The organism is Paenibacillus sp., assembly GCF_048976745.1.
Lineage (GTDB): Bacteria > Bacillota > Bacilli > Paenibacillales > Paenibacillaceae > Paenibacillus.
On the sequence record NZ_JBHGUU010000009.1, the window covers coordinates 41,619 to 67,576 of the forward strand.

Annotated in this window: 23 protein-coding genes; 20 read left to right on the top strand and 3 right to left on the bottom strand. The window is 46.8% G+C overall.

Features of this window, described 5'->3' with window-relative positions; translation table 11 throughout:
• Window positions 1-75: 75 nt before the first annotated feature.
• From ACE3K2_RS15845 to crcB, 4 genes are read left to right on the top strand one after another with little or no spacing between them, the layout of a single operon-like run.
• Window positions 76-969 carry a LysR family transcriptional regulator gene (locus ACE3K2_RS15845; RefSeq protein WP_421891987.1) on the top strand — a complete coding sequence of 298 codons (894 nt, stop codon included), beginning with the start codon at window positions 76-78 and terminating at the stop codon, window positions 967-969.
• 36 nt (window positions 970-1,005) lie between these two features.
• Window positions 1,006-2,313 (top strand): replication-associated recombination protein A, encoded by a 1,308-nt coding sequence (locus ACE3K2_RS15850; protein WP_421891990.1) that lies wholly within the window; start codon window positions 1,006-1,008, stop codon window positions 2,311-2,313.
• 33 nt (window positions 2,314-2,346) lie between these two features.
• The gene (locus tag ACE3K2_RS15855) at window positions 2,347-2,748 is read left to right on the top strand and encodes a fluoride efflux transporter FluC (protein WP_421891993.1); all 402 of its coding nucleotides are present in this window, start codon (window positions 2,347-2,349) and stop codon (window positions 2,746-2,748) included.
• Entirely contained in the window at window positions 2,745-3,104 is a 360-nt protein-coding gene (gene crcB / locus ACE3K2_RS15860) for a fluoride efflux transporter CrcB (protein WP_421891996.1), read from the top strand. Before ACE3K2_RS15855 ends, crcB begins: the two co-directional genes overlap by 4 nt.
• Window positions 3,105-3,235: 131 nt before the next feature.
• On the opposite strand, the gene mnmA is transcribed toward crcB, so the two are convergent.
• Entirely contained in the window at window positions 3,236-4,360 is a 1,125-nt protein-coding gene (mnmA, locus tag ACE3K2_RS15865; RefSeq protein ID WP_421891999.1) for a tRNA 2-thiouridine(34) synthase MnmA, read from the bottom strand.
• 321 nt (window positions 4,361-4,681) lie between these two features.
• On the opposite strand from mnmA, the gene cymR reads away from it, so the two are divergent.
• The 15 genes from cymR (at window position 4,682) to ACE3K2_RS15940 (ending at window position 21,255) form a co-directional block, all read left to right on the top strand.
• Complete coding sequence (cymR, locus tag ACE3K2_RS15870; RefSeq protein ID WP_062835876.1) at window positions 4,682-5,101, top strand: cysteine metabolism transcriptional regulator CymR; 420 nt, start codon at window positions 4,682-4,684, stop codon at window positions 5,099-5,101.
• 106 nt (window positions 5,102-5,207) lie between these two features.
• A complete protein-coding gene (locus ACE3K2_RS15875) occupies window positions 5,208-6,359 on the top strand; it encodes a cysteine desulfurase family protein (RefSeq protein ID WP_421892002.1) in 1,152 nt (383 codons plus the stop codon).
• A gap of 164 nt (window positions 6,360-6,523) precedes the next feature.
• On the top strand, window positions 6,524-7,045 hold the full coding sequence (locus tag ACE3K2_RS15880) for a PRC-barrel domain-containing protein (RefSeq protein ID WP_017686814.1): 522 nt from the start codon (window positions 6,524-6,526) through the stop codon (window positions 7,043-7,045).
• 11 nt (window positions 7,046-7,056) lie between these two features.
• A complete protein-coding gene (locus tag ACE3K2_RS15885; RefSeq protein ID WP_017686815.1) occupies window positions 7,057-7,266 on the top strand; it encodes a hypothetical protein in 210 nt (69 codons plus the stop codon).
• Between the two features lie 292 nt (window positions 7,267-7,558).
• Entirely contained in the window at window positions 7,559-8,626 is a 1,068-nt protein-coding gene (locus ACE3K2_RS15890) for an AI-2E family transporter (protein ID WP_421892006.1), read from the top strand.
• Window positions 8,627-9,061: 435 nt separating this feature from the next.
• Window positions 9,062-11,692: an alanine--tRNA ligase gene (alaS, locus tag ACE3K2_RS15895; protein ID WP_421892009.1), complete on the top strand. Its 2,631-nt coding sequence runs from the start codon at window positions 9,062-9,064 to the stop codon at window positions 11,690-11,692.
• 242 nt (window positions 11,693-11,934) lie between these two features.
• Window positions 11,935-12,195 carry an IreB family regulatory phosphoprotein gene (locus ACE3K2_RS15900; protein WP_036616950.1) on the top strand — a complete coding sequence of 87 codons (261 nt, stop codon included), beginning with the start codon at window positions 11,935-11,937 and terminating at the stop codon, window positions 12,193-12,195.
• A 125-nt stretch (window positions 12,196-12,320) separates the two neighbouring features.
• On the top strand, window positions 12,321-12,737 hold the full coding sequence (gene ruvX, locus ACE3K2_RS15905; RefSeq protein ID WP_421892013.1) for a Holliday junction resolvase RuvX: 417 nt from the start codon (window positions 12,321-12,323) through the stop codon (window positions 12,735-12,737).
• 12 nt (window positions 12,738-12,749) lie between these two features.
• Entirely contained in the window at window positions 12,750-13,049 is a 300-nt protein-coding gene (locus ACE3K2_RS15910; protein ID WP_017686820.1) for a DUF1292 domain-containing protein, read from the top strand.
• Window positions 13,050-13,364 (top strand): DUF1292 domain-containing protein, encoded by a 315-nt coding sequence (locus ACE3K2_RS15915; RefSeq protein ID WP_047844066.1) that lies wholly within the window; start codon window positions 13,050-13,052, stop codon window positions 13,362-13,364. It begins immediately after the preceding gene.
• 75 nt (window positions 13,365-13,439) lie between these two features.
• On the top strand, window positions 13,440-14,480 hold the full coding sequence (gene mltG, locus ACE3K2_RS15920) for an endolytic transglycosylase MltG (protein ID WP_421892016.1): 1,041 nt from the start codon (window positions 13,440-13,442) through the stop codon (window positions 14,478-14,480).
• A 14-nt stretch (window positions 14,481-14,494) separates the two neighbouring features.
• Window positions 14,495-15,424 (top strand): peptidase U32 family protein, encoded by a 930-nt coding sequence (locus ACE3K2_RS15925; protein WP_421892019.1) that lies wholly within the window; start codon window positions 14,495-14,497, stop codon window positions 15,422-15,424.
• A 17-nt stretch (window positions 15,425-15,441) separates the two neighbouring features.
• Entirely contained in the window at window positions 15,442-16,770 is a 1,329-nt protein-coding gene (locus ACE3K2_RS15930; protein WP_421892022.1) for a peptidase U32 family protein, read from the top strand.
• Between the two features lie 235 nt (window positions 16,771-17,005).
• Window positions 17,006-19,294: a methyl-accepting chemotaxis protein gene (locus tag ACE3K2_RS15935; RefSeq protein WP_421892025.1), complete on the top strand. Its 2,289-nt coding sequence runs from the start codon at window positions 17,006-17,008 to the stop codon at window positions 19,292-19,294.
• A gap of 221 nt (window positions 19,295-19,515) precedes the next feature.
• Window positions 19,516-21,255 (top strand): peptidoglycan D,D-transpeptidase FtsI family protein, encoded by a 1,740-nt coding sequence (locus ACE3K2_RS15940; RefSeq protein WP_421892028.1) that lies wholly within the window; start codon window positions 19,516-19,518, stop codon window positions 21,253-21,255.
• Here the strand turns inward: ACE3K2_RS15940 and ACE3K2_RS15945 are convergent.
• Window positions 21,234-22,430 carry an AI-2E family transporter gene (locus ACE3K2_RS15945; protein WP_421892031.1) on the bottom strand — a complete coding sequence of 399 codons (1,197 nt, stop codon included), beginning with the start codon at window positions 22,428-22,430 and terminating at the stop codon, window positions 21,234-21,236. The genes ACE3K2_RS15940 and ACE3K2_RS15945 overlap by 22 nt on opposite strands.
• Before the next feature lie 174 nt (window positions 22,431-22,604).
• On the opposite strand from ACE3K2_RS15945, the gene ACE3K2_RS15950 reads away from it, so the two are divergent.
• Window positions 22,605-24,008 carry a polysaccharide deacetylase family protein gene (locus tag ACE3K2_RS15950; protein ID WP_421892034.1) on the top strand — a complete coding sequence of 468 codons (1,404 nt, stop codon included), beginning with the start codon at window positions 22,605-22,607 and terminating at the stop codon, window positions 24,006-24,008.
• A gap of 117 nt (window positions 24,009-24,125) precedes the next feature.
• Here the strand turns inward: ACE3K2_RS15950 and ilvD are convergent, their stop codons facing one another.
• Window positions 24,126-25,811, bottom strand: a complete 1,686-nt coding sequence (gene ilvD / locus ACE3K2_RS15955) for a dihydroxy-acid dehydratase (RefSeq protein ID WP_074096200.1) — start codon at window positions 25,809-25,811, stop codon at window positions 24,126-24,128.
• Window positions 25,812-25,958 lie beyond the last annotated feature (147 nt).

Sequence of the window (25,958 nt, forward strand, 5' to 3'; positions counted from 1 at the left end):
TCCGGTTTGCACATGAAGTATAATGATTGGTAATGAAGTGGATATCATTTAGAATGATGTCAGAGTGGAGGGACCATGGAGAGCGGTGATCTTAGAATATTTCAGTGTGTTGCACAGGAAGGGAATCTGACCAAAGCTGCTGCTAAACTGGGGTATGTTCAATCCAACGTAACGGCACGCATCAGGCTTCTGGAAGCAGAAGTAGGTACAACGTTGTTCATTCGTCATAACCGAGGCATGACGTTATCTCCAGCGGGAGAGATGCTGCTGACCTATGCGGATAAAATTATTGGTTTGCTGAATGAGGCTTCCAAGGCGCTTGGGGCGACGAGTACACCATCAGGGCCGTTGCGAATAGGGTCTACACAGACTGCCGCAGCGGTTCGTTTACCTGAGCTTTTTGCAAAATATTATAAACAGTATCCTGATGTTTCCTTATCACTAGCTACGGGCAATTCGCAGATGCTTATTGATCAAGTGATTGGGTATGAATTGGAAGGGGCTTTTATTGGTTGTTCCTGTGATCATCCCGATATCGAGTCCGTGGATGTGTTTGATGAAGAATTATTTGTGGTCTCGTCGGGTGTGGGGCCAGAAGAGGAACTTACGCGTAAACCGATTCTTGTTTACAGCATGGGATGCTCCTACCGACAGACTTTAGAGGAGTGGTTGCTCTCAAGTGGGGTAAATCGTCCGGTCATTATGGAGTTTGGAACGCTGGAAGCAATTATTAGTGGAGTAACGTCCGGAATGGGGATTTCTCTGTTACCCGAGATTGTGATTCGGCAGCAAATCGAAACTGGAAATCTTCGCAAACATTCGCTCCCTTCTGGCATAAGCCGAATGATGACTCGTTTTATTACACGCAAGGATGCGTTTGTCAGCAGTGCGCTTGGCGCATTTATGGCTATGTTACCGCGGGAGTATGATATGATAGAGAGTGGTAGTACATCAGAAGTAGAATTGTAAACAAGTTAAGGCAATCCGTTAAGGAAGTGATGAGCAATGGATTTATTTTCGTTTCAACAGGACTCCAAACCACAAGCCAGATTGCTTGCGGACCGCATGCGGCCGGAGCATCTGGATGAATATATTGGACAGGAACATATTATTGGACCCGGGAAATTGCTCCGGCGTGCCATTGAGGCTGATCAGATTTCGTCCATCTTGTTATACGGCCCTCCCGGATGCGGTAAGACAACCCTGGCACATATTATTTCTCAGCAAACGCAAGGACAGTTTGTTCGCCTGAATGCAGTGGAAGCTTCCGTTAAGGATGTGCGTGAAGTCATCGAACAGGCGCAAACGAACAAACAGCTGTATGGAACAAAAACCATTTTATTTCTGGATGAGGTACACCGGTTTAACAGTTCACGTCAGGATGCGCTATTGCCTGCGGTAGAGAAGGGCACGATTATTTTTATCGGCGCGACAACAGAGAATCCCTTTCATTATGTCAATGGGGCCTTGATGAGCCGTTCCACCCTGTTCCAGCTGGAATCGCTGAACAAGGATCATTCCCTTGTTGCAATGCGCAGAGCATTGAGCGATGCAGACAAAGGTCTGGGGTTCATGGAACTGCAGGCGGACGATGAGGCGCTTGAACATATTGCTACGATGGCCAACGGGGATATTCGGCGTGCGCTTAACGCGCTTGAACTGGCTGCCTTGACAACGCCACCGGAGAAGGATGGATCCATTCATATTACACTTGGCGTTGCAGAAGAATCTATTCGGCGTCCCATTGTGAAGGCGGATGAATCGACCCAGTATGATGTACTGTCTGCATTTCACAAGAGTATCCGGGGTTCCAGTGACGCGGCGCTGTTCTGGTTTCTATACGCGGTGGAGAAGCTCGGTATGGACCCAATGACCTTCATTCGGCGCCTGATCGCAGCGAGTAGTGAAGATATTGGACTTGCAAACCCGCAAGCCATGACACAGGCCATCGGAGCACTTGATGCGTATCGGAATAACGGCTGGCCCGAAGCCAAGCTGAACATTGCACAAGCGATTTTGTTTGCGGTCGAAAGTCCAAAATCCAATGCGGTGTACACCGCCATTTCCAAAGCCATGAACGCGATTGATGAGGTGAAGTCGGCAGAAGTTCCGCTTCATTTGCGAGATACGCATTACTCGGGTGCCGTGAAGCTTGGACATGAGGGCTACCAATATCCGCACAATTATCCGGGACATTATGTGAAGCAGGAATATTTGCCTAAGCAGCTATCGCGTAGAGTATTCTATGAGGCAACGGAGCAAGGCAACGAATCAAAGATCAGGCTGAACCAACAGCGGCGTAGGGAATTGTAAGAACAGACAGATCAATCGGGAGATGCACACAACATGAAAGAGCTTTTGTATATAGGGGCGGGTGGATTTCTCGGTACATTAACCCGGTATGCCATACAGTTAGCGATACCAACTGTCCATGGGGGATTCCCTTGGGCAGTGCTGATTATCAATGCGATGGGCAGTCTTTTTTTAGGGTGGTTCTTCACCATAGCTGTGCCAGGCAAAATAACACCACAACTTCGCCTTGCAATTGGCACAGGTTTTACTGGCGCATTTACAACATTCTCCACGTTTACACTGGATATGGTTCGTTTATCCGAAGGGGGCGAATGGATTAATGCCGCTATTTATATGATCGTAAGTCTGTTGGCAGGATTAATGTTTTGTGCGCTGGGAATGAACCTTGGACAGCGTATGTTGGGAGCACCAAGACAAGAGGGTGATGCCTCATGATCCTATGGATTGGTTTAGCAGGTGTGCTGGGTGCGGTACTGCGTTACAGTCTGGGAAAATGGGTCTCTGGCTTGCTGGGAACGGCTTTTCCATGGGGGACATGGACCATTAACACCACTGGTTCACTGTTGCTTGGGCTGTTATACGGGTGGCATCAATCTGCAATGATCTCAGATGGGATCTGGGTGATTTGGGGAACCGGATTCTGTGGTGCGTACACCACGTTCTCCACCTTTGGTTATGAAACGTTAGGACTTATCGGTCGACAACGATATGCAAGCGCAGCGCTTTACGTCGTCAGTTCGGTTGTCATTGGCGTGTTGGCCTCCTTGGCAGGAGTCTGGTTGACTGCATAACGAACTATTTTTAATTTTTTTGCAAAGAAAAGCAGGAAAAAAGCCATCCTTCATGGTATACATGAAAGACGGCTTTTTTAATAGGGATACACGGTATTGTGTATAATCCGCATTGTAATGGACAAGCTCTATTATTGCATGGCGGGTACAGGTACCTTTTGCACCTGATCGATCGTACCCCCACCCAGGCAGACTTCTCCGTCGTAAAAAACAACGGCTTGTCCTGGCGTAATGGCTTTTTGCTGCTGATCAAATTGTACATCCACACTTCCATCTTCCTGCCAGGTTAATGTAACACCTTGATCCGGCTGACGATAGCGGAATTTGGCCGTACAACGGAATGGCACATTAGGCATGTGCTCTGCACCAGCAATCCAGTTCACACCCGTTGCGGTTAGACCCGTGGAGTACAGGCTTGCATGGGCATCACCCTGAACAACAAGCAGTTGATTTTTCTCCAGATTCTTGTCTGCAACGAACCAGGGTTCACCATTGCCTGAACCACCAATGCCAAGACCTTGGCGCTGTCCAAGTGTGTAGTACATCAGACCGTCATGGCGGCCTTTGACTTCACCGGTCGCGATATCGACCATGTCTCCACCTTTGGCAGGCAGATAGTTACTCAGGAACTCTTTGAAGTTACGCTCACCGATGAAGCAGACACCTGTGCTGTCTTTTTTCTTGGCCGTATACAAACCAGCCGCTTCTGCGATTTTGCGTACTTCCGGTTTAGGCAGATGACCAATCGGGAACATCGCTTTGGACAACTGGTTCTGATTGAGTGCGTTAAGGAAATACGTCTGGTCCTTGTTGTTGTCCACACCACGCAACAGCTTGAAGGTGCCATCTTCTTCAATCAGACGAGCATAGTGTCCTGTAGCTACATAATCTGCGCCAAGATCCAGAGCTTTGTTCAGGAATTCACCAAATTTGATCTCACGATTACACATGACATCCGGATTTGGCGTGCGACCCGACTTATATTCATCAAGAAAATAGGTAAATACTTTATCAAAATATTCTTTCTCGAAGTTGACAGTGTAGTAAGGAATGCCGATCTGTTCACATACGCGGCGTACATCCTCTGAATCTTCTTCAGCGGTACAGTGGCCGAACTCGTCGGTGTCATCCCAGTTTTTCATGAAAATGCCGATGACATCGTAACCTTGCTCTTTCAGCAGCAACGCGGTAACGGAAGAATCGACACCTCCGGACATGCCAACGACGACCCGTGTATTTTCAATTGTTTTGGACATCGTTATCACCATTTCTATATATAAATGTGTTTCGTTTCTTATTCTAGCATAACCGGACTCAAGATACGATACACCCGGCCAATTTTGGATAGTGTCCACCACAGACGCACATTTTGGAATATCGTCAATCTTTCTTTTCCATAACGCATGCAGATATGTTAACATTAGCTGAGGGTTATGATCGGAATACGGAGAATTAGAAGATTATACATTAGTTCTATGAATCTTTGCTGTGGACAGATCGTGAAACAGGCGGTCATGGACTACAGGATAAAATATAAAGTTTCCAATCGTTACTGAAAATTGAAAGAGGTGACTCCTTTGAAAATATCGACAAAAGGCCGTTACGGCCTCACAATCATGATGGAGCTTGCTGCCAGAACAGGCGAAGGCCCTACATCACTTAAAAGCATTGCCGAGCGTAACCAGCTCTCCGAGCATTACCTGGAGCAACTGATTGCTCCACTGCGTAATGCAGGACTGGTGAAGAGCATTAGAGGTGCTTACGGCGGTTATATCCTTGCGGGTGATCCTGCAACCGTAACTGCAGGCGATGTCATCCGTGTACTGGAAGGGCCAATCTCTCCAGTAGACTTCACAGAGGAAGATGATCCGGCGAAGCGTGATCTATGGTTGCGTATCCGTGACGGCATTGCGGAAGTGTTGGATTCCACAACACTGAAAGACCTGATTACATTTCAGGATCAAGAGAAAAAAGACAGCTACATGTTCTATATATAACAATGACTGCGATGAGCATGACATGGTAACATACTTGAGCCCCCATTTGGGGGCTTTATCCGTGCTTAACTATAAGATAACCTAACATATAACGGGGTGAAGATAAATGAAACGAATTTATTTGGATCACGCCGCATCGACACCTATGCATCCACAAGTCGCAGAAGCGATGATGAACGTCATGACAGGACAATTTGGCAATGCATCAAGTATCCATGCCTTTGGGCGTGAAGCCAAACGGACTGTCAGCGGAGCAAGGGATGTCATTGCGGCGTCTTTGGGCTGTTTCCCGGACGAATTGGTATTTACCGGAGGTGGGACGGAGAGCGACAATCTGGCCATTTTCGGAGCAGTCTCAGCAAGGCAAGATAAAGGGAAACACGTCATTACGACGGCAATTGAGCACCATGCTGTTTTGCATACGTGTCAGGAGTTGGAGCGTCAAGGTTATGAAGTAACCTATCTATCTGTTGATCGTCATGGACGAATAAATCTGGATGAGTTGCAAGAGGCCATTCGGCCGGATACGGTGTTGATTACCATAATGTATGCCAACAATGAAGTGGGTACCATTCAGCCGATACGCGAGGTTGGTGAGATTGCACGTCAGCATAATATTCTGTTCCATACCGATGCGGTTCAGGCTCTGGGCAGCCAGAATATTTCCTGTAAGGAACTGCCAGTGGACCTGATCAGCTTCTCTGCGCATAAAATCAACGGACCCCAGGGCGTGGGTGCACTCTATGTACGGCGGGGAATTGTGCTGGAAGCAAGAGCTCACGGTGGATTGCAAGAGCGTCAGCGGCGCGCTGGTACGGAAAATATCGCAGGTATTACCGGATTTGCAGAGGCTCTCAAGATTGCATCAGCACAAACGGATGCGCATCGTCAGCATGATTTGGAATTGCGCAAAATTTTGTTAGAACAGCTTGAAATTCATGTGGGGACGGAGCACTTTCATGTGAATGGACACCCGGAGCATACGCTTCCAAATATCCTGAATATCAGCTTTCCGGAAGTGTCCACAGAGACGATGTTAATGAATCTGGATATGGAAGGGATTGCTGTTGCAAGCGGTTCGGCCTGCACTTCAGGTTCACTTGAAGTCTCTCATGTGCTGAAAGCGATGAAACTGCCTGAAACATTTTTACACTCTGCGATTCGATTTAGCTGGGGATTGGGTAATACTACGGAAGAAATCATGATAACCGCCGAAAAAATTGGAACCATTCTTGGACGACTGCGTAATAGACCCTAAGGGGAACTTTACACATGGAACAGAAGGAGGGAAGAAGTTCCATTTCATCGGTTGGATAGAAGCGGTTTTGATGATCGGCGTCTGATTGCCACTCATCAACTTTGGGCATACCTAGCAATAGCGCCGCGGCTATTTAATGATAAGAAGATGAGGGGGACCCAGCGATGAAGCTTCAGGAAATGATCGGACTTGCCGTTTTTGATGTTGAGGACGGGAAGCAGGTCGGTAAAATCCAGGATTTCATTGTGAATGATGATTGGGAGATCGAAGGCATTGAGCTTGAGAACAAAGGTCTGTTTACCAATCATGTCAAAATCGTGCAGTGGCAAGATATTGTTGCCTACGGCGAAGATGCCGTCATGATCCGTAATCAACAGGCTGTCCGCAAGACGGGAGCCGACGACATAAAATACACGTACCTCCTCGGTCGTTCTAAATTGAAGGAGATGTCCGTGCTCACCGAAGAAGGTTTGCTGCTTGGGCGTGTCTCCGATGTTTATTTTGACCAAGAGTTGGGAAATACAATAATAGGGATTGAAATTACGGACGGTTTTGTGTCCGATCTGATCGAGGGCCGCAAATGGCTGCCATGTACAAGCGATATGTCTATCGGGGAAAGTGCCATTATGGTGCCGTCGCTGAGTGAACAGCGCTTGGAAAATGCCATTCATTCTGTTAATGGATAGGTGAATGAATTATGAAATGTCCAAACTGTAGTTCCAAAGATATTGGGAAAATTGGTTCCCACCAGTTTTATTGTTGGGGATGCTTTATCGAATTAACGGTGAACGGTGAGAAAATGTCTGTATATCAGGTGGAAGAAGATGGTACGCTGAGTTCCCTGGATGATCTGTTTTTCGGGGACGAGCTGCCACAAGACTTCCCTCATCTTCACGCTTCTTCTTAATAAGCAGGATAACTTCCTCTATATGCGGTTTCATGACAGTGCATGTCATAGAATGCTGTCGTTATATGTTGGCAGATGTATATAGATGCGGTTACATAATGGTTCGGGTAGGACATGGTTGATTATATGCTACCCTGTACTGCAAAATTCGCTTCCTTCTCTGATGAAGGAGGCGTTTTTTGGTTTAAGAAAAAATGTTATGATTGCTCCTTCCACTTCTGCGCTGTGTTAATAAATATTACCTTTCCTACATATACTGACTCTCAGAGCCAGTCCAAAAGGAGAGATGCAAGTGGAGCAATTAACCAAAAACAAGCTGTTCCGTTACGCAATCTGGCTGCTGCTCGGATTGATTATTCTATATTTTATCTGGCTGCTACGGCCTTTACTGCTTCTTATATATGCTTTCCTGAAAACAGTGCTGGCACCCTTTATCGTAGCCCTTATCATATCCTATGTACTTAATCCGATTGTCAGCATGCTGGGAGGACGCAAGGTGCCGCGCACGATTGCGGTACTACTCATATATGCCTTTTTCCTGACCTGTATAGGTGTCATTCTGATGAATGTGATTCCGGTATTGATTGAACAGCTGGAGGAACTCAACGAACATATGCCGGAGCTATCCATGCGTGCCCAGAGCCTGATGAACAATATGGATCACAAATTAATGCCGCCAAGTGTGCGAACAGGCATGAACAGTTGGTTCTTTCAGATGGAGGATCGACTAACCCAGGGAATTACCGTGCTAATGGACAATATCGGGGCGACCATTAATGTGTTATTTAATGTGTTTATCGTGCCATTTTTGATCTTTTACATGTTAAAAGACTTTGAGGTATTTGAGCGCACCATTGTGGCGTATCTTCCGCGTTCACGTCGTAAAGCGATTGTCTCGGTGATGAAAGAGATTGATACCGCGCTGGGGAACTACATTCGTGGCCAGTTTATTGTCTGTGTCATTGTAGGCATCTTTGCCTATATTGGTTATATCGTCATTGATATGCCGTATGCACTGCTGCTTGCAAGCATTGTAGCTGTGTTTAACATTGTGCCCTACTTGGGGCCGTTCCTTGGGGCTGCTCCTGCTGTGGTCATGGCATCAACTGTATCGTTTAAAATGGTGCTGCTGGTTGTTATTGTGAACACACTGTGCCAGGTGCTGGAGAGCAACGTTATTTCTCCTCAGGTGGTGGGACGTACGTTGCATCTGCACCCACTTTCAATTATATTTGCATTGCTCGTCGGAGGCGAACTGGCAGGCATTGTAGGTTTAATTCTGGCAGTACCCGTTTTTGCCGTACTGAAGGTGATTGTGCAACACTTTTTCGCCTATTACATTAAACGAAGGACCGACTAAATAGCAGGGTTAAAACATCAACTGTCCCGCGTTGACACCCGCTTGTGCTACCGATATAATGAGTGTGTATGTTTAGAACATGAAATCGATGATGAAATAAAGTACGCCGAGGGTTCCTTTCCTCAGAGAATAGACTTCTTCGGATCAGGGTGAGCCTGAACTGATGGCTGGAATAGTCTTGAAAGTGAAGCGGCGGAAAGCTAATTTCGGAGTGCAGGACAACCCTGCCGGGAGCGACCGTTATTTCGCATGAACGAGGAGATTGTTTGTTTGTCCGGGCAGCAAGGGATGAACAGCAATAACCAGGGTGGTACCGCGATAACATCGTCCCTGATTATTCAGGGGCGTTTTTTGTGTTTCTTTTTACAAAAAACAATGTTGACCAACCGGAGCGAATACGCAACGGACTATTATAATTTAATGGGGGCATCCAGTATGAAAGCCAGTGAAATCCGGTCCAAATGGATAGAATTTTTTGCAAGTAAAGGTCACAAAATCGAGCCGAGCGCATCGCTTGTGCCTCACAACGATCCTTCCCTTCTGTGGATCAATGCGGGTATGGCACCACTCAAACCTTATTTTGACGGACGTGAGAAGCCGGAGAACCCGCGTCTTGCGAACTCCCAAAAGTGTATCCGTACCAATGATATCGAGAATGTTGGCAAAACACGTCGTCACCATACGTTCTTCGAAATGCTCGGCAACTTCTCTATTGGAGATTATTTCAAGGAAGAGACTGTAACATGGGCATGGGAGTTCCTGACCAGCAAAGAGTGGATCGGTTTTGATCCGGAGCGCCTGTCCGTAACGGTATATCCGGAAGATGAGGAAGCATTCAAACTGTGGAACGAAAAAGTGGGACTGCCTGCTGAGCGTATCATTAAATTGGATGAAAACTTCTGGGATATCGGCGAAGGCCCGTGTGGACCTTGTACCGAGATCTTCTATGACCGCGGCGAATCTTACGGAAACGACATGAGTGATCCTGAAATGTATCCAGGTGGGGAAAACGAACGTTATCTGGAAGTATGGAACCTGGTATTCTCCCAGTTCAACCATAACAAGGACGGCAGCTATACACCGCTTCCTAACAAAAACATTGATACAGGTGCAGGTTTGGAGCGTTTTGCTTCGATTCTTCAAAATGTGGATTCCAACTTCGACACAGACTTGTTCCAACCGATGATTCAAAGAACAGCCGCTCTTGCGGGTGTGAAATATAACGACAGCGTAGAGATCGATGTTGCACTGAAAGTTATTGCCGATCATATTCGTACGGTTGCCTTTGCAGTAGGTGATGGCGTTCTGCCAAGTAATGAAGGACGTGGATATGTTATCCGTCGCTTGCTTCGTCGTGCAGTTCGTTATGGAAAAGTGCTTGGACTTGACCGTCCATTCCTGTATGAACTAACGACAACCGTTGGTGAAGTGATGGGTATGTACTACCCTGAGGTGGTAGACAAACAGGAGTTCATCGCTAAAGTAATCAAAACCGAGGAAGAGCGTTTCCACGAAACACTCACAGATGGTCTGGCTATTCTGGCTGATATCAGCGGCAATGCCAAATCCGAAGGACGCACGGTTATTAGCGGACCTGAAGCTTTCAAGCTGTATGATACGTATGGTTTCCCGTTTGACCTGACAGAAGATTATGCCGCAGAGCATGGTCTGACTGTGGACCGTGAAGGTTTTGATGCTTCCATGCAGAAACAACGTGAACTTGGACGTGCTGGGCGTCAAGAGAATGAAAGCATGAAAGTCCAAGGTGGACCACTTGCTGACCTTGAGGTTAAAAGCGAGTTTGTTGGTTATACTGACCTGTTGACGGAAGCAAAAGTGGTAGCCATCGTAGCTGGTGACGCCCTTGTTGAATCTGTAGGCGAAGGACAGACGTGTCAGGTTGTTCTGGACAAGACCCCGTTCTACGCGGAAAGTGGCGGTCAAGTGAGTGATCAGGGCTTGCTGCGAGGTGCTGGTGTAACAGCGAAAGTACAAGGTTTGTTCAAAGCTCCACTTGGACAACATGTACATCTGGTGACTGTGGAGTCTGGTGAACTGCGTGTAGGTGATGTGATTAACGCCGAAGTGGATTCAGCGAAACGTGGCGACATTATCAAAAACCATACAGCAACTCACTTGCTGCACAAGGCACTCAAAGATGTGCTCGGCACACACGTAAACCAGGCAGGATCGCTCGTAGATCCACAGCGTCTGCGGTTTGACTTCTCTCACTTCGGTAGTATCACACCGGAAGAGTTGACAGAGATTGAACGTCAGGTGAATGAGCAGATCTGGAATCGTCTGAACGTAAACATCGAGCTGAAAGCTATTGATGAAGCCAAAGAAATGGGTGCAATGGCCCTGTTTGGCGAAAAATACGGAGATATTGTACGTGTTGTTCAAATCGGAGACTACAGTTTGGAACTTTGTGGCGGCTGTCACGTAAATAATACTTCAGAGATTGGAATCTTCAAACTGGTGAGCGAGAGCGGAATCGGCTCCGGCGTTCGTCGGATCGAAGCTGTAACTGGCCGCGGCGCATATCTGTATGTGGAAAGCCAGTTGGAACTGCTCAAGCAATCAGCAGCGCTGCTCAAAGCAAATGTGGCTGATGTACCTAAACGGATTGAAGGTCTGAACCTGCAACTGAAAGAAGCAGCCAGAGAGACTGAATCCCTGCAAAGCAAGCTGAGTGCCATGGAAGCTGGTCAATTGACCGATCAAGTGGTACAAGCAGGAAATACACAATTGCTGGCAGCACGCGTAGATGCTCCGAACATGGATGCGTTGCGTACAGTGGCAGATGAGTTGAAAGTAAAATTGCCTAACGCGGTACTCGTATTGGGTGCTCCAGCGGACGGCAAAGTGAATTTTGTTGTAGCTGTGCCTGCTGAACAAGTAAAACAAGGACTGCACGCTGGTAAAATCGTCAAAGAAGTCGCAGCAGTATGTGGCGGCGGTGGCGGTGGACGCCCAGATATGGCGCAAGCCGGAGGCAAGGATGCTACCAAGCTGGATGAAGCGCTGAAACTGGCGGTTTCACTGGTTAGCGGGCATACTGCATAAATCTATTGAGCAGTTTTTAATCGTCAAAATATAAACGGAAATGGTTCTGTTCGTTTGTATTTTGTACCCGAGAGCGACTGGAATCCAATGATGCAGTATGCTGAAGCCAGTAAAGGACAAGCAAAAAACACAATTGCCTTATCCTTTGTTTACTTGTGGCAGTCAGAATATGTTATTATATAAACAGAAATCAATTCGGCAGGACATGGTCCCCATGTTCATGCAGGAGCGAGGTGTCATCAATGGACTCCATGGATAAGACGGTTAAATTTAATGTGAAAGGTGACGAACAGGAAGCATCATCCAAAGAGATTCTTCTCACGGTATATGATGCATTGGTCGATAAGGAGTATAATCCAATCAACCAGATTGTTGGGTATCTGATTTCCGGAGACCCGGCATACATTCCTCGTCACAACAACGCACGTAGTCTGGTCCGTAAAAAGGAGCGCGATGAGCTGATTGAAGAGCTTGTACGTTCCTATCTGGCCAATCACCGGTAATGAACGCCGCTTCCGCTGTGTTGCAGCCATGCAGGCAGCGGGAAATGAACCGACAGAAGACAGCCTGAAGCTTGAGAAGGCGATATTGAATCGACCTGAGCAGGCCCCAGGATGGGAGAGCATGGATGAAAATATTAGGTTTGGACTATGGGGACCGAAGAATCGGAGTTGCCGCGAGTGACGCCTTCGGTTGGACTGCCCAGGGATTGGAAGTACTTGAACGCCGCCGTGATGAAGGCGAGTTCGCTCGGATTGCCGAACTTGTGCGTGAGCATGAGATTAGTGAGATCGTAGTCGGACTTCCCAAAAACATGAACGGCACCGTAGGACCGCGCGGTGAGATATGCATTGCTTTTGCCGAACGTCTGCGGGATGAACTGAATTTACCTGTTCACCTTTGGGATGAACGGCTGACAACCATGGCAGCAGAACGTACGCTGATCGAAGCGGATGTCAGTCGGAAAAAACGCAAGCAGGTTGTGGACAAAATGGCCGCAAGCTTGATTTTGCAAAATTATTTGGATGCCAATAGTAAAAGGTGAGGGGGATCAACAATGGCTGAAGATCAACTGGGTATGGAAGAAGAAGCGGAAATTATTTACATTGCGGATGACGAGGGTAATGAAGAGGAATTCGAAGTCATCATGAAGTTTGAAGTAGATGGTTCGGAGGCCAAGTACATGATGGTTGCTCCGGTTGAACCTGAAGATGGCGAAACGGATGTATATGCATTCCGTTATGAAGAAGAGGGCGACGATATCAAACTTTTCGTTATCCAAGATGATGCTGAGTGGGATATCGTCGAGGAGACGTTTAATACATTTCTTGCTGAAGATGAAGAGGAAGCGAACTAAATGACGGAATATAGCCGCAAAGACCTGAAATGGACAGATTCACTGCGTCTGGCATTCGGTGCTCATGTTGAGCTCGAGGAAGAGAACGGTAAATCACAACCGTATGACTTGTTGGCTGAGTTCGAAGTGAACGGTCAGCAGTACGCGGTGCTCCGCAGTTCGTTGCGACCTTATGACGAGGTTGAACTTCTGCGGGTATCACCTGGAAGTGAAGACCAGATCATGCCAGAGTTAGTTACGATCGACGATGATGATGAGTGGGAGAACATCTCGGAATTGTATGATGAATGTACACTCCCCATTGATGAAGATTAAATCAGCTTCAAATTGAAGAAACCGGGAGGGCGGAGAAGTCCGCTCTTTTTGGTTGTGAAAAGGAGTTGTTTCTTTTTGAAAGGGAAAGCAATCGTAGTCATACTGCTTATCATTGTAGTTCTTGCCGGAGGCGCAGGCACTTACATATGGAGTATGATGCGTCCCATGGAAGCTTCTGCAGAACCGGTCGTATTTGAGATTAAGAGTGGATCGGGAACATCAAAAATCGCGGATCAGCTTCAGGAAGAAGGCCTTATTCGAAGCGGGTTAACTTTTAAAGGGTATTTAAAGTGGAAGAAATTAGGTTCCAATTTCATGGCGGGTACATATTCTATGAATCCTGGCGTGACGTATGATGAGATTGTAAGCAAGCTGAGTAGTGGTGAAGTTGTACCGGAGGAAATGGTGAAATTTACGATTCCGGAGGGTTATACTGTTCTGCAAATGGCGGGTAAGCTTTCTTATGAGCATGTTTTAGATCGGGATGAATTCATCAAGCTGGCCAATGATCCTTCGGCCTTCGATGTAGATATCATCAAAGATATTCCAGTGGATGAAGAACTTCGCTACGTATTGGAAGGGTATCTGTTCCCGGAGACGTACGAACTTAAAAAGGGAAGTTCCACGCATGATGTGATGCAGCGGATGCTGGAAGAATTCCAGACCAAGATCAATTCCATTCCTGATTTGGAAGCCAAATTGAAGGAAAAGAACCTTTCCCTGCATGAACTGCTGACGATTGCGTCACTCGTGGAGAAAGAAGTTGTGGTAGATGAGGAACGTGCTCTGGTTGCAGGTGTAATCTATAATCGGATCAATCAGGATATGAAGCTGGAGATTGATGCTACGGTGCAATATCTGCTCGATAGGCCAAAGGAAAGATTGTTTTACAAAGATCTAAAGGTGAAAAGTCCGTATAATACGTATCTGAATAAAGGTTTGCCACCAGGTCCAATTGCCAGTCCAAGTCTTCCGTCCATTGAAGCAGCGCTAAATCCGGAAGCTTCGGAGTATCTGTTCTATGTGACAAAAAAGGATGGTTCGTCCGGACATTTGTTTGCCAAAACGTATAAGGAACACCAGCAAAATATAGCCAAAAGTAAGGCTGCGCAATAAGCGGAGGGGATTATATGAGTAAGAAACATGAACTGCTCGTTACAGCAGCGAATGTGAAAGAGGCAGAAGTGTTGCTTCAGGCTGGAGCAGATGCTCTGGTCATTGGAGATGATCGATTCGGCATGCGTCTTCCAGGCAGCTTTAGCGTGGAAGAGACAGCAGAGGTAGTTGCCATTGCAGCCGAACATCAGGCGCGTGTGTATGTGTCCATGACTAATCTGATGTCCAACGAGCTGTTGAAAGAATTGCCTGAATATGTTCAAGCACTTGGCAGAATGGGTATTGATGGTGTGGAATTTAATGATCCATCCGTACTGGCTGCGATTAGGGCGTACGCTCCACATGTGAAGCTGCACTGGAATGCGGAGATGACTTCAACGAATTATGCGACGGCCAACTATTGGGGAACCAAGGGAGCAAGTCGCGTTGTGCTTGCCCGTGAATTAAATATGGACGAGTTGACGGAAATGGTTCCTTTTCTGAAGGTGGAGGCTCAGGTTCAGGTTCATGGCATGACCAATATTTATCATTCCAAGCGCAGCCTGGTGCAAAGTTATATGGCTCATCAAGGACGACCGGTTGAGGGACACCTGGGTAAAGAACGTGGATTGTTTCTGATCGAGGCTGAACGCCGGGATGAGAAGTTCCCGATCTATGAGGACATGAATGGCACGCACATTATGAGTTCTGAGGATATATGTATCCTCGAAGATCTTCATCTGTTGATGGAGGCGGGTGTGCACAGTTTCAAAATTGAAGGTATCTTAAAATCACTTACCTACAATGAAGCGGTTGTACGTGCATATCGGACAGCGATTGACAGTTATGTTGCCGATGCGGATGCATATGCGTTCTCTGAAGAGTGGCTCACTGAGGTGCGTGAGTTACAGGACCCTGAACGTGAGTTGTCGTTTGGATTTTTCTATAAAGAACAAGTGTATTAATAGACGAGGTGAACAGAATGGAAACAGTGGCGGTACAGCGGAAGTTCTCGGGGAAACGTAACCGTCTGGACAAACCGGAGCTGCTAGCACCGGCGGGAAATCTGGAAAAACTGAAATTTGCGATCCATTACGGTGCAGATGCCGTATATATCGGCGGACAGGCCTATGGACTTCGCTCCAATGCGGATAACTTCAGCTTTGAAGAGATGCGTGAAGGTGTGGAGTTTGCCAAAAAGTATGGAGCCAAAGTGTTCGTAGCGACGAACATCTATGCACATAATGAGGATGTTGAGGGTATCGAGACATACCTGCAAAACCTCTATAATGCGGGAATCTCTGCAATTATCGTAGCTGATCCGGCTATTATTGAAGTTGCCCTTCGTGCTGTGCCAGGTCTAGAGGTACATCTGAGTACCCAACAATCCACACTCAACTGGCAAGCCGTGAAGTTCTGGAAAGATGAAGGACTTCCACGCGTTGTTCTCGGACGTGAGACCAGCTTTGAAGAGATTGAAGAGATCAAGGCAAATGTGGATATTGAAATTGAAGCCTTTATTCACGGAGCGATGTGTTCTTCGTATTCTGGACGTTGTGTGCTCTCCAACCATTTTACGGATCGGGACTCCAACCGGGGTGGCTGTTGCCAGTCTTGCCGCTGGAAGTATGATTTGTTTGAAGATGCGAGAGAAGATACCGTGTGGGTTAGCGAAGAGGACATGCAGATGAAGGCACCTGCGCCATTCAAACTGGGTGAGAACCAGCTTCCCCTGTTCCAGGAACAGGATAATGCATTCTCCATGGGATCAAAGGATCTATGCATGATTGGCCATATTCCCGAGTTGATTGATGTGGGTGTGGACAGTTTCAAGATCGAAGGACGCATGAAATCGATTCACTACGTGGCAACTGTGGTTAACGTATACCGTCAAGCCATCGACGCTTATATGGCAGATCCGGAGAATTATGTTCTGAAACCTGAATGGGTTGAAGAAATGAACAAAGCGGCGAATCGTCCGCTGAATACCGGATTTTTCTATGACACTCCAGACCATGAAGATCATATCTATGAACCGGAAGAAAAGGCCGTGCCTTTTGACTTCGCTGGATTGGTCATGGGGTATGATGCCGAAACAGGAATGGCAACCATTCAACAGCGCAATCACTTCAAACCAGGACAGGAAATCGAATTTTTCGGTCCGGGAGGTCACTTTTTCAAACAGGTGGTCGGTGAAATACAGGATGAAGAAGGCAATGTTCTAGATGCTGCTCGTCACCCTTTGCAACTGGTTAAAATGAAGGTGGATCAACCGGTTTCCTATTTCGATATGATGAGAAAAAAGAAGTAGGCTCAAATACCTATATTGTGCCAATATTGTATTATGATTTAACAAAATAGTGTTATGAAATCAACGTGTAGGACCTCCGTTTATCGGCATATGGGGGTCTTTTTTTTATAGAAAAATAGGAATAAAGTTGTAAAATATTTCTGGGAAATGAAAGGGGAACGAAGAAAGCTGTCGAATACTACATATTTATAGGGGAGAGAAAGAAAAATCCAACAAGTAAATAACTGGCAGGTGAATGGGATTGGTTCAAAAGAAGCAGAAAGACAGTGGGGAGCAAGTGACAAAAGTCGAACAGGTTAACCCTGAGAAGGTTCAGAAAGTGAAGAAAGAAAAAGTAGTCAAAAGCAAAACGACAGGTAGTGGCAAAAGAATGTTTAAGATGGATCGTAGCAAGCTCAAGTTAGGCTGGCTCAAGACTGATTGGGTGAAGAAACAATTGAAAAACCGGGATTGGAAAAACCTTGGAGGGTCTTCTTTCCAACAGATTAAGAAGGCTAATCCGGTTAAATCCGTAGGGGTTAAACTGTTCTTGATCTTTTTTGCGGGGATTATGATTTTTGTAGTGAGTTTAGGTCTATTATCCTATTCGAAAGCCAAGGATACGATAGAGAAAAATGCCTCACGTGCCAATCAGGAGACCATTGATCAGACCAAACAAAAAATGGACATCATTTTGGAGAGATTTGTGGATACGTCCACACAGATTTTCTTTGATCCAGAAATGCAGTCCTTGCTACAAAAAATGTCAGATAAGAATTTGACTGCGTATGATACTTTCGTAAATTCAAGTTCAATCAACAAGCAACTGTCCAATGTTGCATTTACAAATAAATCTATGGAAGCGATTTATTTGGTGCCTACGGACGATACAAAATCCATTATGGGTACGGGCAACAACAGTTCATCCATGGGCAGCATTCGCCAGGAAGCATGGTACAGTGAGTTGATTGAGGCGGGCGGTTATCGCTGGCTTCCAACAGAGGTCAAAGAAGATGGCTCAACGCCAACGTTCAAAATTGCACGTTCCATGAAAAACTTGCAGGGGACTACTCAGTCGTATGTTCTGGTTATTGAACTGAAACTTGAAGTTTTGGAGGAACAATTGAAGTCACTTGATCTGGGGCCAGGAGCTGTTCTTCAACTGATTGCTCCGGATAATAAAGTGGTTGCCTCCTCCATCTCGGATCGTACGGGACAAGATACAGAGCTTACATTTGTCAAAGAGTTGACCGAACCAGCAGGCAGCACAAATACGGAGTATGTGGTAGATGGCAAATCTACGGAAATGCTGGCTGTATACAGTACGATGGATACATCCAACTGGAAACTGGTTGGTATGATACCTACCTCTGTTTTGGTTCAGGATGCAAAAGGCATTCTGACCCTGACCCTGTGGATGGCGCTGATTGATGCGGGCATTGCAGTATTGATCGGGGTCTGGATGGTGCGTATGATCGCCCGTCCACTCGGCAAATTGAAAGATCTGATGCAGGAAGGTGCAAAAGGTAATCTTAAAGTTCGTACACCGTACAGCTCCCAAGATGAAATTGGTCAGCTCTCTACCGCCTTCAATCTGATGATGGAGCAGATCACGAAGCTGGTTGAACAAACCAATCGTTCTGCGCAGGAAGTACTGGATACGGCCTCCGAGCTGAGCAGTGCATCCAAGAAAACAGCTGTATCTGCTTCGGAGATTGCCGTAGCTACAGAAGAGATCGCAGGCGGTGCGGGCAGTTTGGCAACCGAAGCGGAACGTGGCAATGAATTAACGGACAATATCTCTCGTCAGATGCAGAGTGTAATCGCTGCGAATGAACAGATGGGTGATTCTGCTCGTCATGTAGAGAAGTCCAGTCAGACAGGAACACAACATCTGAATCAGTTGATGACCAAAACCCAGAAGACAGAAGAAATGATCGGTGCACTGGTGAATAAGGTTGATTCGCTGAAAGAGAGTACGTCCTCTGTTCTGAAAGTGCTTGAAGTACTGCAAAACATAACGAAACAGACAAATATCCTTTCCCTGAATGCGACGATTGAAGCAGCACGTGCCGGTGCAGCGGGACGCGGATTCATGGTGGTGGCTGATGAGGTCCGTCAGCTTGCGGCTCAATCCAGACAATCCATTGAGATGGTTGGAGAGATCACTGATAAAATTATGACTGAAATGAATGAGACCGTGGATGCTTTGTCTGCAGCTTATCCGTTATTCAAGGAGCAGATGGATGCGGTTAAAGACACCAACGTCATCTTTGCTTCCGTACAGGAACAGATGGGTGCATTTGTGGAACGTCTGGGCATGGTGACAGGTTCTATTGGAGATTTGAACAAATCTCAAGGTACGTTGTCTGAAGCCATGAGCAATGTCAGCGCTGTAGCTGAAGAATCTTCTGCAACGTCCCAAGAAGTAGCTTCCTTGAGCAGTGAACAGCAAAATATCAGTAACCAGCTGGTCAATCTGTCTGGCAAGCTGGAGAATGTGTCCACTGAACTGAAAGACACGTTGTCACGCTTTACGGTGTAATACAAAAAAATAAAAGCATGTCCGTGAAATTGCGGATTCATATTGCTGAGGAGCCTGTCCCGCACATGGGACAGGTTTTCTTTTTGTTACCGGATAATTCCAAGCTTTATCAGCAATAATATGTCAAAACGACAAAAGGTGAGATTGGGATGCATCTCCTTGCGAAACGGCGAATCTATATAGCTTGTATTCTTCTAACTCTTGTCTTTGGATTACTTATATTGCGATTGGGATGGGTCCAGATCATTCAGGTGAATCAGACCATGCCTGGATTTCACCGAACGGTACGTGAAATGTCTGTATTGCAGCGTGAACGCGGGGTGATGCTTGACCCAGGGCGGGGACAATTTACGGATTACAAGGGTGAAGCGTTGACTGGTAAGCTGCAATGGGGATTGCTTCTTTTTCCACAAGCAGGATCATTAGAGAAATTGCGCAAGCAAGAGGCATTAGAAGGCTCAGAGATGACACAGTTGGCAGCGATATTACATACCGATCTGGATCAATTGAGGAAGGAATGGAATCAGGAAAGTGTACCTCATTTCTGGACAGCGGGTGCACATCAGCCTGTTCATTTGACCGCTGCTCAGGTGGAGCGCCTACGTCGTTTGCACCTGCAAGGAGCTGGCATCTATCCGATGATGACAAGATATCTTCAGGATCATACGGGAATGCAGTGGATGGGTTATCTGGCTGAACAGCCTGAGTCCTCCAAAGTTCTAACTGGGCACCAGGATGAAGTAAAACAGCCATTTGCCATGAGATCAGGGGCAGCTGGACTGGAGAGGACACTTGAACCCTTGTTAAGGGGAATAGGTCCTACGCTTGTATCTCGTATGGTCTCGGGTGGTGGTGAGATTATCTCGGATATTCAGCCGCACGTCATTGCACCGGCCAATAGCCATTATCCTTTACGTGTAGAAACAACTGTGGATGCCCGATTGCAGCGTGGGTTGGAGCAGTTGACAGAAGAAGCTGGATTACAAGAAGGCGCCGTGGTTGTGTTAGATGTCGCTAACGCAGATGTTCGCGCCATGATCTCCCGCCCTTTCTATCAGCCACAACATGTGGACCCTAAAGAGTCATTCTGGGGGAATCGTGCAGTACAGGGAGCCGTACCGGGTTCCATTTTCAAAATTGTCACTGCCGCTGCCGCTTTGGAGTATCACGCGGTTTCTCAGGGAGAAGAATTCTATTGTGGTGGTGAGTACGGAAGATACGGGCTGTCCTGCTGGAAGGAGCATGGGCATGGAAACCTGAATCTGGAGCAAGGTTTCGCCGAGTCCTGCAACATCGTATTTGCGGAAACGGCACGCAGGCTTAGTATGGAGCAACTGGAGAATACGGCAGATCGTCTGGGACTGGCGCGTCCCGTTGGTTGGGAGGGGAAACATTTGGCTGGGATGCCCGTCTTACGACACTTTGATCATGAAGATCACGGGCGTGTGAGAACAGAGACTGTTTCTGCTGGTGATGAAGGTGCGAAAATACAGACAGCAATCGGTCAGCGAGATGTCTTGGTCACACCTCTGCAAGCCGCCAATCTGATCGTGACACTTTTGCATGATGGAAAGGTCAGCGCTCCACGTCTCGTTGAACGAATCCGATATGCGGATGGTGGCACCATGCTGGAGATGCCCTTGCATGATTCGCCTTCAGCAGCAGGACAGATTGCTCCCGCAACTGCACATAAACTCTTATCCTGGATGAATAAGGTAGTTCGTGAGGGAACAGGAAAATCCCTGCAGCATGCGCAGTGGCATGTTGCAGGGAAATCAGGTACAGCTCAGGTACAGAAACACGGGGAGAAGCTTAATCATCAATGGTTCATTGGGTATGGACCGATAGAACAACCCAAGTACGCCGTAGCTGTTCTTGTCCAGAATGTCTCTCCAGACAGCCAGCATCAGGCGACAGCTCTCTTCAGGAAGGTCATGGACTATTTGGCTGGGTCCTCGTGATCCTTTGCAGAAACAGATGTATGGATTGTAGACTCGGCAGAATTTGCTGAGGCCGTGTTAACGGGGGAGTCCATGACCAATGGAGAGGATTCAAATTCATCTTTGGGCAGGTGAATCCACTTTTGCAGGTACCCTTGTTGTAATAATTCTTTCAGAAGGATCAGAAGCACTGGAGATAACACTACACCAGCTAAGCCGAAGATCGAAAGGGAGATCAGCATAAATGAAAGCATCAAGTACGCCGAAGATACACCAATCGAGTTACCCGATATTTTGGGTTCCAGCAATTGTCGTGTCAGCATTGTCACTGCCAGAATCACAATCAGGCCGATGGCCAAGCTACTATTGCCTATAATGAACAAGTAGACGATCCACGGAATGAATACAACAGGGACGCCAAGCAATGGTACCAGATCAAAAACCGCACAGACCGCTGCAATGGTAAAGGCGTTAGAGGTTCCCAAAATCAACAAACCTGCATAAATCAATACAAACGTAATGAGCATCATGATCATCTGTGCCTTCAGATACGAACGGATCGTCTTGAACACGTGATTACGCATGAATTCAATAGCTAACTTCAATGTTTTGGGCGTTTTCGCACGGGCAAACTTGCGCCAGGATTCAATCTCGATACTGAGAAAGAAGGCCAGAATTATCGCAATTCCGAAGTTCGTAATAAACGAAGAGAATGAGCTCAGGAAGCCTACAACAAATTGCGCTCCGCTCGTTACCCATTTGGATAGGAACCCGGTCAGTGTTGCAAAGTAATCATTCACTTTTTCCATAACCCCATCAGGGAGAGCGTCGGACTTGTCTTGAATGAATAACACCAGATTGGTGAATTCACGCTGTATCATTTCAATGTAACCAGGGAAATTATCTTGAAGATTGGAAATTTGTGAAATGATAATTAAACCTACACCAAAAAAGGCAGCGACAATCAATGCAAGAAACAACAAGACGGAGATGGCTGCTCCAAGCGTCTTGGGCAATCCTTTGCGATGTAAAAATTTGGCCAGCGGTTCAATCATCCAATACACGATGAATGAGAGAAAAACGGGTGCAGCCACATGATATAATTGACTGAAACCGTACATGATCACATACACGGTTAATACAAGCAACGCGATGTCAAAGACGGTGCGCCCGTATTTTTTGTAAAGCGGTAGCATGGACATGACTCCTTTGATGGTAATAATTAGATTGTATTTATTGTACACGATAGGTATCTTTTTGGGGAAACAGGATTCAAGAAAAGTCTGAACTATGATAAAATTAAAGGCGGTTTATTTTAGATAGTGCGATAGCGCACCGTAATTCAGCAGGAGAAGTGGGGAGTTTGCAACATGACAACGGTACTTCAGAGTATTCTACTGTGGTTATTGTATCTTTCATCTTTTTACGCCTTTATTCCAAGTTTGATCAGCAGATTTTTCGGGTTTCGTGTATTCAGAAGGGGAAGAAGTGATACACAGTTTGCCTTAACGTTTGACGACGGGCCAGATCCACACTATACGCCGAGATTGCTCGATCTGCTTCGTCAGCATCAAGCAAAAGCCACTTTTTTCGTCGTTGGGGAACATGCTGCGAGTCATCCTGAACTCATTCGGCGGATACATGACGAAGGTCATCTTATCGGCATTCATAATTATATTCACAAGACGAACTGGCTCATGCGGCCACGTACCGTTCGAGATCAGATTCAGCGAACAGGTCAGATTATTCATGAAGTAACCGGTGTGAAGACTTGTTATTATCGCCCACCGTGGGGGATTATGAATCTGTTTGATTTTTTCAGCAAGAAAGAACGAAAGATTGTACTGTGGTCTTCCATGTTTGAAGACTGGAGAAGCCGGGTAGGGGCCCAGCGATTGACCGAACGGATGCTGAAGGAGCTGAGAGGCGGAGAGGTTATGCTCCTGCATGATCGAGGAACGACCCTTGGTGCTGATGCACACGCGCCGGAGCAGATGCTTCAGGCGCTGGAAGTCGTATTACAGGAAGCTGAACGGTTAGGTCTGCAAAGCGTACGTGTTGATACGTTGATGGGGGGGGTTACCGTGAATGAATCTCAGAACAAAAATCAACCACAGACTACGTTGAAGTTCTGGAAGCGACTCGTTGTTGCCTTATGGCTGGGCTGGGAGAAGCTGTTCCACTGGGTATATCATCTACGGACGGCTTCGCCAGAAGATCCCATGTTACATTTTCGATCCCGTGTATATCACGGAGCACGAATGGAGATGAGTGATGGCCATGTCATTCAAAACGGAGATCCGGTCATTGAACTACATTTTGACAATCAGAAGTTGTTCGAACTGGGGGTGACTTCGCGTTCCAGTATGCATTTGGCTATTCGCATGATTCGGACGATGGAACAACAATTACCGGATTTGGCACGCATGGTGGCACTTGAACCTGAGTTACGCTCTGCCAAAGCCATATACGGTGTGAGTATGATTAACAGAGGTCCGGAAAGATTCGGATTCACCATACAAGAATTGCCCCCCGGACCGTTCAGTGCTGCATCCAAAGTATACCTGAAACTGCTCTTAAGTGTGATCCATCCAGCGGGAACCAAACGTCTGAAACAGCGTACAGAACAATTGGTACCCAAGATGATGGCCATGCCGCTGGATGTACTGTTGGAACGTTACGGTCAATATACGACGCAGGCGGCAGCAACGATAGAAGAATCCAGAGATGAAACGTTGTTAGTTGAACAAGAGATAATACCAGAGCGGAACTAAACAGACTGATCACACCAACCAACAATAGAAAAGGGTTGCCCTTCGCCAGATTTGGCAGAAGAGCAACCCTTTATTTATTAGATTGTTTCCAATAGGTCAAGTAAAGGAAAGCGTAAATTAAATACTCAGTACGCCACCGTTGCTTGCATTGGTAACCAGTTTGGAATAACGAGCCAGGTAACCGGTTTTTACTTTCGGTTCAAAACCTTTCCAACCTGCGCGACGACGTTCGAACTCTTCGTCACTGATGTGCAATTCAATGATACGGTTGTTCAGATCCAGCTCGATGATGTCTCCTTCTTCAACAAAGGCGATTGGACCACCTTCAGCTGCTTCCGGAGAGATGTGTCCGATACTGATTCCGCGGGATGCGCCAGAGAAGCGTCCATCGGTGATCAGACCAACTTTGGCACCGAGCCCCATACCTACGATCTGGGAAGTAGGAGCTAACATCTCAGGCATACCTGGTCCGCCTTTTGGTCCTTCATAACGGATAACAACAACATGTCCTTCTTTTACTTTGCCGTTAGCAATGCCTTCGAGTGCTTGCTCTTGGGAGTCAAAGCAGATGGCAGGACCTTTGTGGTATCCACCAACCGAAGCATCAACTGCACCAACTTTTATGATAGCGCCTTGTGGTGCAAGGTTACCAAACAATACAGCCAGGCCGCCTTTTTCGGAATGCGGGTTATCCAGATGGTGAATAACATTTGTATCCTGAATTTCTTTTCCTTCAACGTTCTCACGGATCGTTTTACCCGTAACCGTAATGCAGTCACCATGAATCGCGCCTGGTTTCTTGAGCAATTCGTTCAGCACTGCACTTACGCCGCCTGCATTGTGTACGTCTTCGATGTGAAGATCGGAAGCAGGTGCAAGTTTAGCCAGATGCGGAACACGGTTAGCTACTTCATTGATACGTTCGATTGGATACTCAATGCCAGCTTCATGAGCCAGTGCCAGCGTATGCAGTACTGTATTTGTAGAGCCGCCCATCGCCATATCCAGTGCAAACGCGTTATCAATCGCTTCTACAGTAACGATATCACGTGGTTTCAGATCCATTTTAATAAGTTCCATCAGTTGTTTAGCAGATTGTTTAACAAACTCACGACGCTCAGGAGCAACAGCCAGGATAGTACCGTTACCTGGCATAGCCAGTCCCATCGCTTCAGCCAGACAGTTCATGGAGTTCGCTGTGAACATACCGGAGCATGATCCACACGTTGGACAACCGAACTGTTCAAGCTCCAGCAAACTCTTGTCATCGATTTTACCTGCTTGATAAGCGCCTACGCCTTCAAATACAGAGGTCAAGGACAGAGCCTTACCATTGCTGTCACGACCCGCTTTCATCGGTCCACCGCTGACAAACACGGTAGGGATATTACAACGGAGTGCACCCATCATCATGCCGGGTGTAATTTTATCGCAGTTCGGGATACATACCATGCCGTCGAACCAGTGAGCAGATACAACGGTTTCTACGGAATCCGCAATAATGTCACGGCTTGGAAGCGAGTAACGCATACCAATGTGTCCCATAGCAATTCCGTCATCTACACCGATGGTGTTGAATTCGAATGGAACGCCACCGGCTTCACGAATAGCATCCTTTACAATTTTACCGAATTCCTGCAGGTGAACGTGGCCGGGCACGATATCGATGTAAGAGTTACATACGGCAATAAATGGCTTGCCGAAATCCTCTTCTTTAACGCCCGCTGCGCGAAGCAAACTCCGGTGCGGTGCACGGTCAAAACCTTTTTTGATCATATCGGAACGCATCTTCTTGGCTGACATGGTGTGTTTCCCCCCAAATATATAATATTGAGCAACATGAATGGAAAAGTAAATGGCAGTGCATCTGTCGTTTAATTTCATCCGTACTCTAAAAAAGATCGGGCTTGCCGGTGTCGAGCTCCCCGTAGTTTGTGAAAATTCTTTGCT

What these genes read in the sequence shown, in the direction of transcription:
- ACE3K2_RS15845 (WP_421891987.1), top strand. Translation starts at nt 76, where the DNA reads ATGGAGAGCGGTGATCTTAGAATATTTCAGTGTGTTGCACAGGAAGGG.
- ACE3K2_RS15850 (WP_421891990.1), top strand. Translation starts at nt 1,006, where the DNA reads ATGGATTTATTTTCGTTTCAACAGGACTCCAAACCACAAGCCAGATTG.
- ACE3K2_RS15855 (WP_421891993.1), top strand. Translation starts at nt 2,347, where the DNA reads ATGAAAGAGCTTTTGTATATAGGGGCGGGTGGATTTCTCGGTACATTA.
- crcB (WP_421891996.1), top strand. Translation starts at nt 2,745, where the DNA reads ATGATCCTATGGATTGGTTTAGCAGGTGTGCTGGGTGCGGTACTGCGT.
- mnmA (WP_421891999.1), bottom strand. Translation starts at nt 4,360, where the DNA reads ATGTCCAAAACAATTGAAAATACACGGGTCGTCGTTGGCATGTCCGGA.
- ACE3K2_RS15875 (WP_421892002.1), top strand. Translation starts at nt 5,208, where the DNA reads ATGAAACGAATTTATTTGGATCACGCCGCATCGACACCTATGCATCCA.
- ACE3K2_RS15880 (WP_017686814.1), top strand. Translation starts at nt 6,524, where the DNA reads ATGAAGCTTCAGGAAATGATCGGACTTGCCGTTTTTGATGTTGAGGAC.
- ACE3K2_RS15885 (WP_017686815.1), top strand. Translation starts at nt 7,057, where the DNA reads ATGAAATGTCCAAACTGTAGTTCCAAAGATATTGGGAAAATTGGTTCC.
- alaS (WP_421892009.1), top strand. Translation starts at nt 9,062, where the DNA reads ATGAAAGCCAGTGAAATCCGGTCCAAATGGATAGAATTTTTTGCAAGT.
- ACE3K2_RS15900 (WP_036616950.1), top strand. Translation starts at nt 11,935, where the DNA reads ATGGACTCCATGGATAAGACGGTTAAATTTAATGTGAAAGGTGACGAA.
- ruvX (WP_421892013.1), top strand. Translation starts at nt 12,321, where the DNA reads ATGAAAATATTAGGTTTGGACTATGGGGACCGAAGAATCGGAGTTGCC.
- ACE3K2_RS15910 (WP_017686820.1), top strand. Translation starts at nt 12,750, where the DNA reads ATGGCTGAAGATCAACTGGGTATGGAAGAAGAAGCGGAAATTATTTAC.
- ACE3K2_RS15915 (WP_047844066.1), top strand. Translation starts at nt 13,050, where the DNA reads ATGACGGAATATAGCCGCAAAGACCTGAAATGGACAGATTCACTGCGT.
- ACE3K2_RS15925 (WP_421892019.1), top strand. Translation starts at nt 14,495, where the DNA reads ATGAGTAAGAAACATGAACTGCTCGTTACAGCAGCGAATGTGAAAGAG.
- ACE3K2_RS15930 (WP_421892022.1), top strand. Translation starts at nt 15,442, where the DNA reads ATGGAAACAGTGGCGGTACAGCGGAAGTTCTCGGGGAAACGTAACCGT.
- ACE3K2_RS15935 (WP_421892025.1), top strand. Translation starts at nt 17,006, where the DNA reads ATGGGATTGGTTCAAAAGAAGCAGAAAGACAGTGGGGAGCAAGTGACA.
- ACE3K2_RS15945 (WP_421892031.1), bottom strand. Translation starts at nt 22,430, where the DNA reads ATGCTACCGCTTTACAAAAAATACGGGCGCACCGTCTTTGACATCGCG.
- ACE3K2_RS15950 (WP_421892034.1), top strand. Translation starts at nt 22,605, where the DNA reads ATGACAACGGTACTTCAGAGTATTCTACTGTGGTTATTGTATCTTTCA.
- ilvD (WP_074096200.1), bottom strand. Translation starts at nt 25,811, where the DNA reads ATGTCAGCCAAGAAGATGCGTTCCGATATGATCAAAAAAGGTTTTGAC.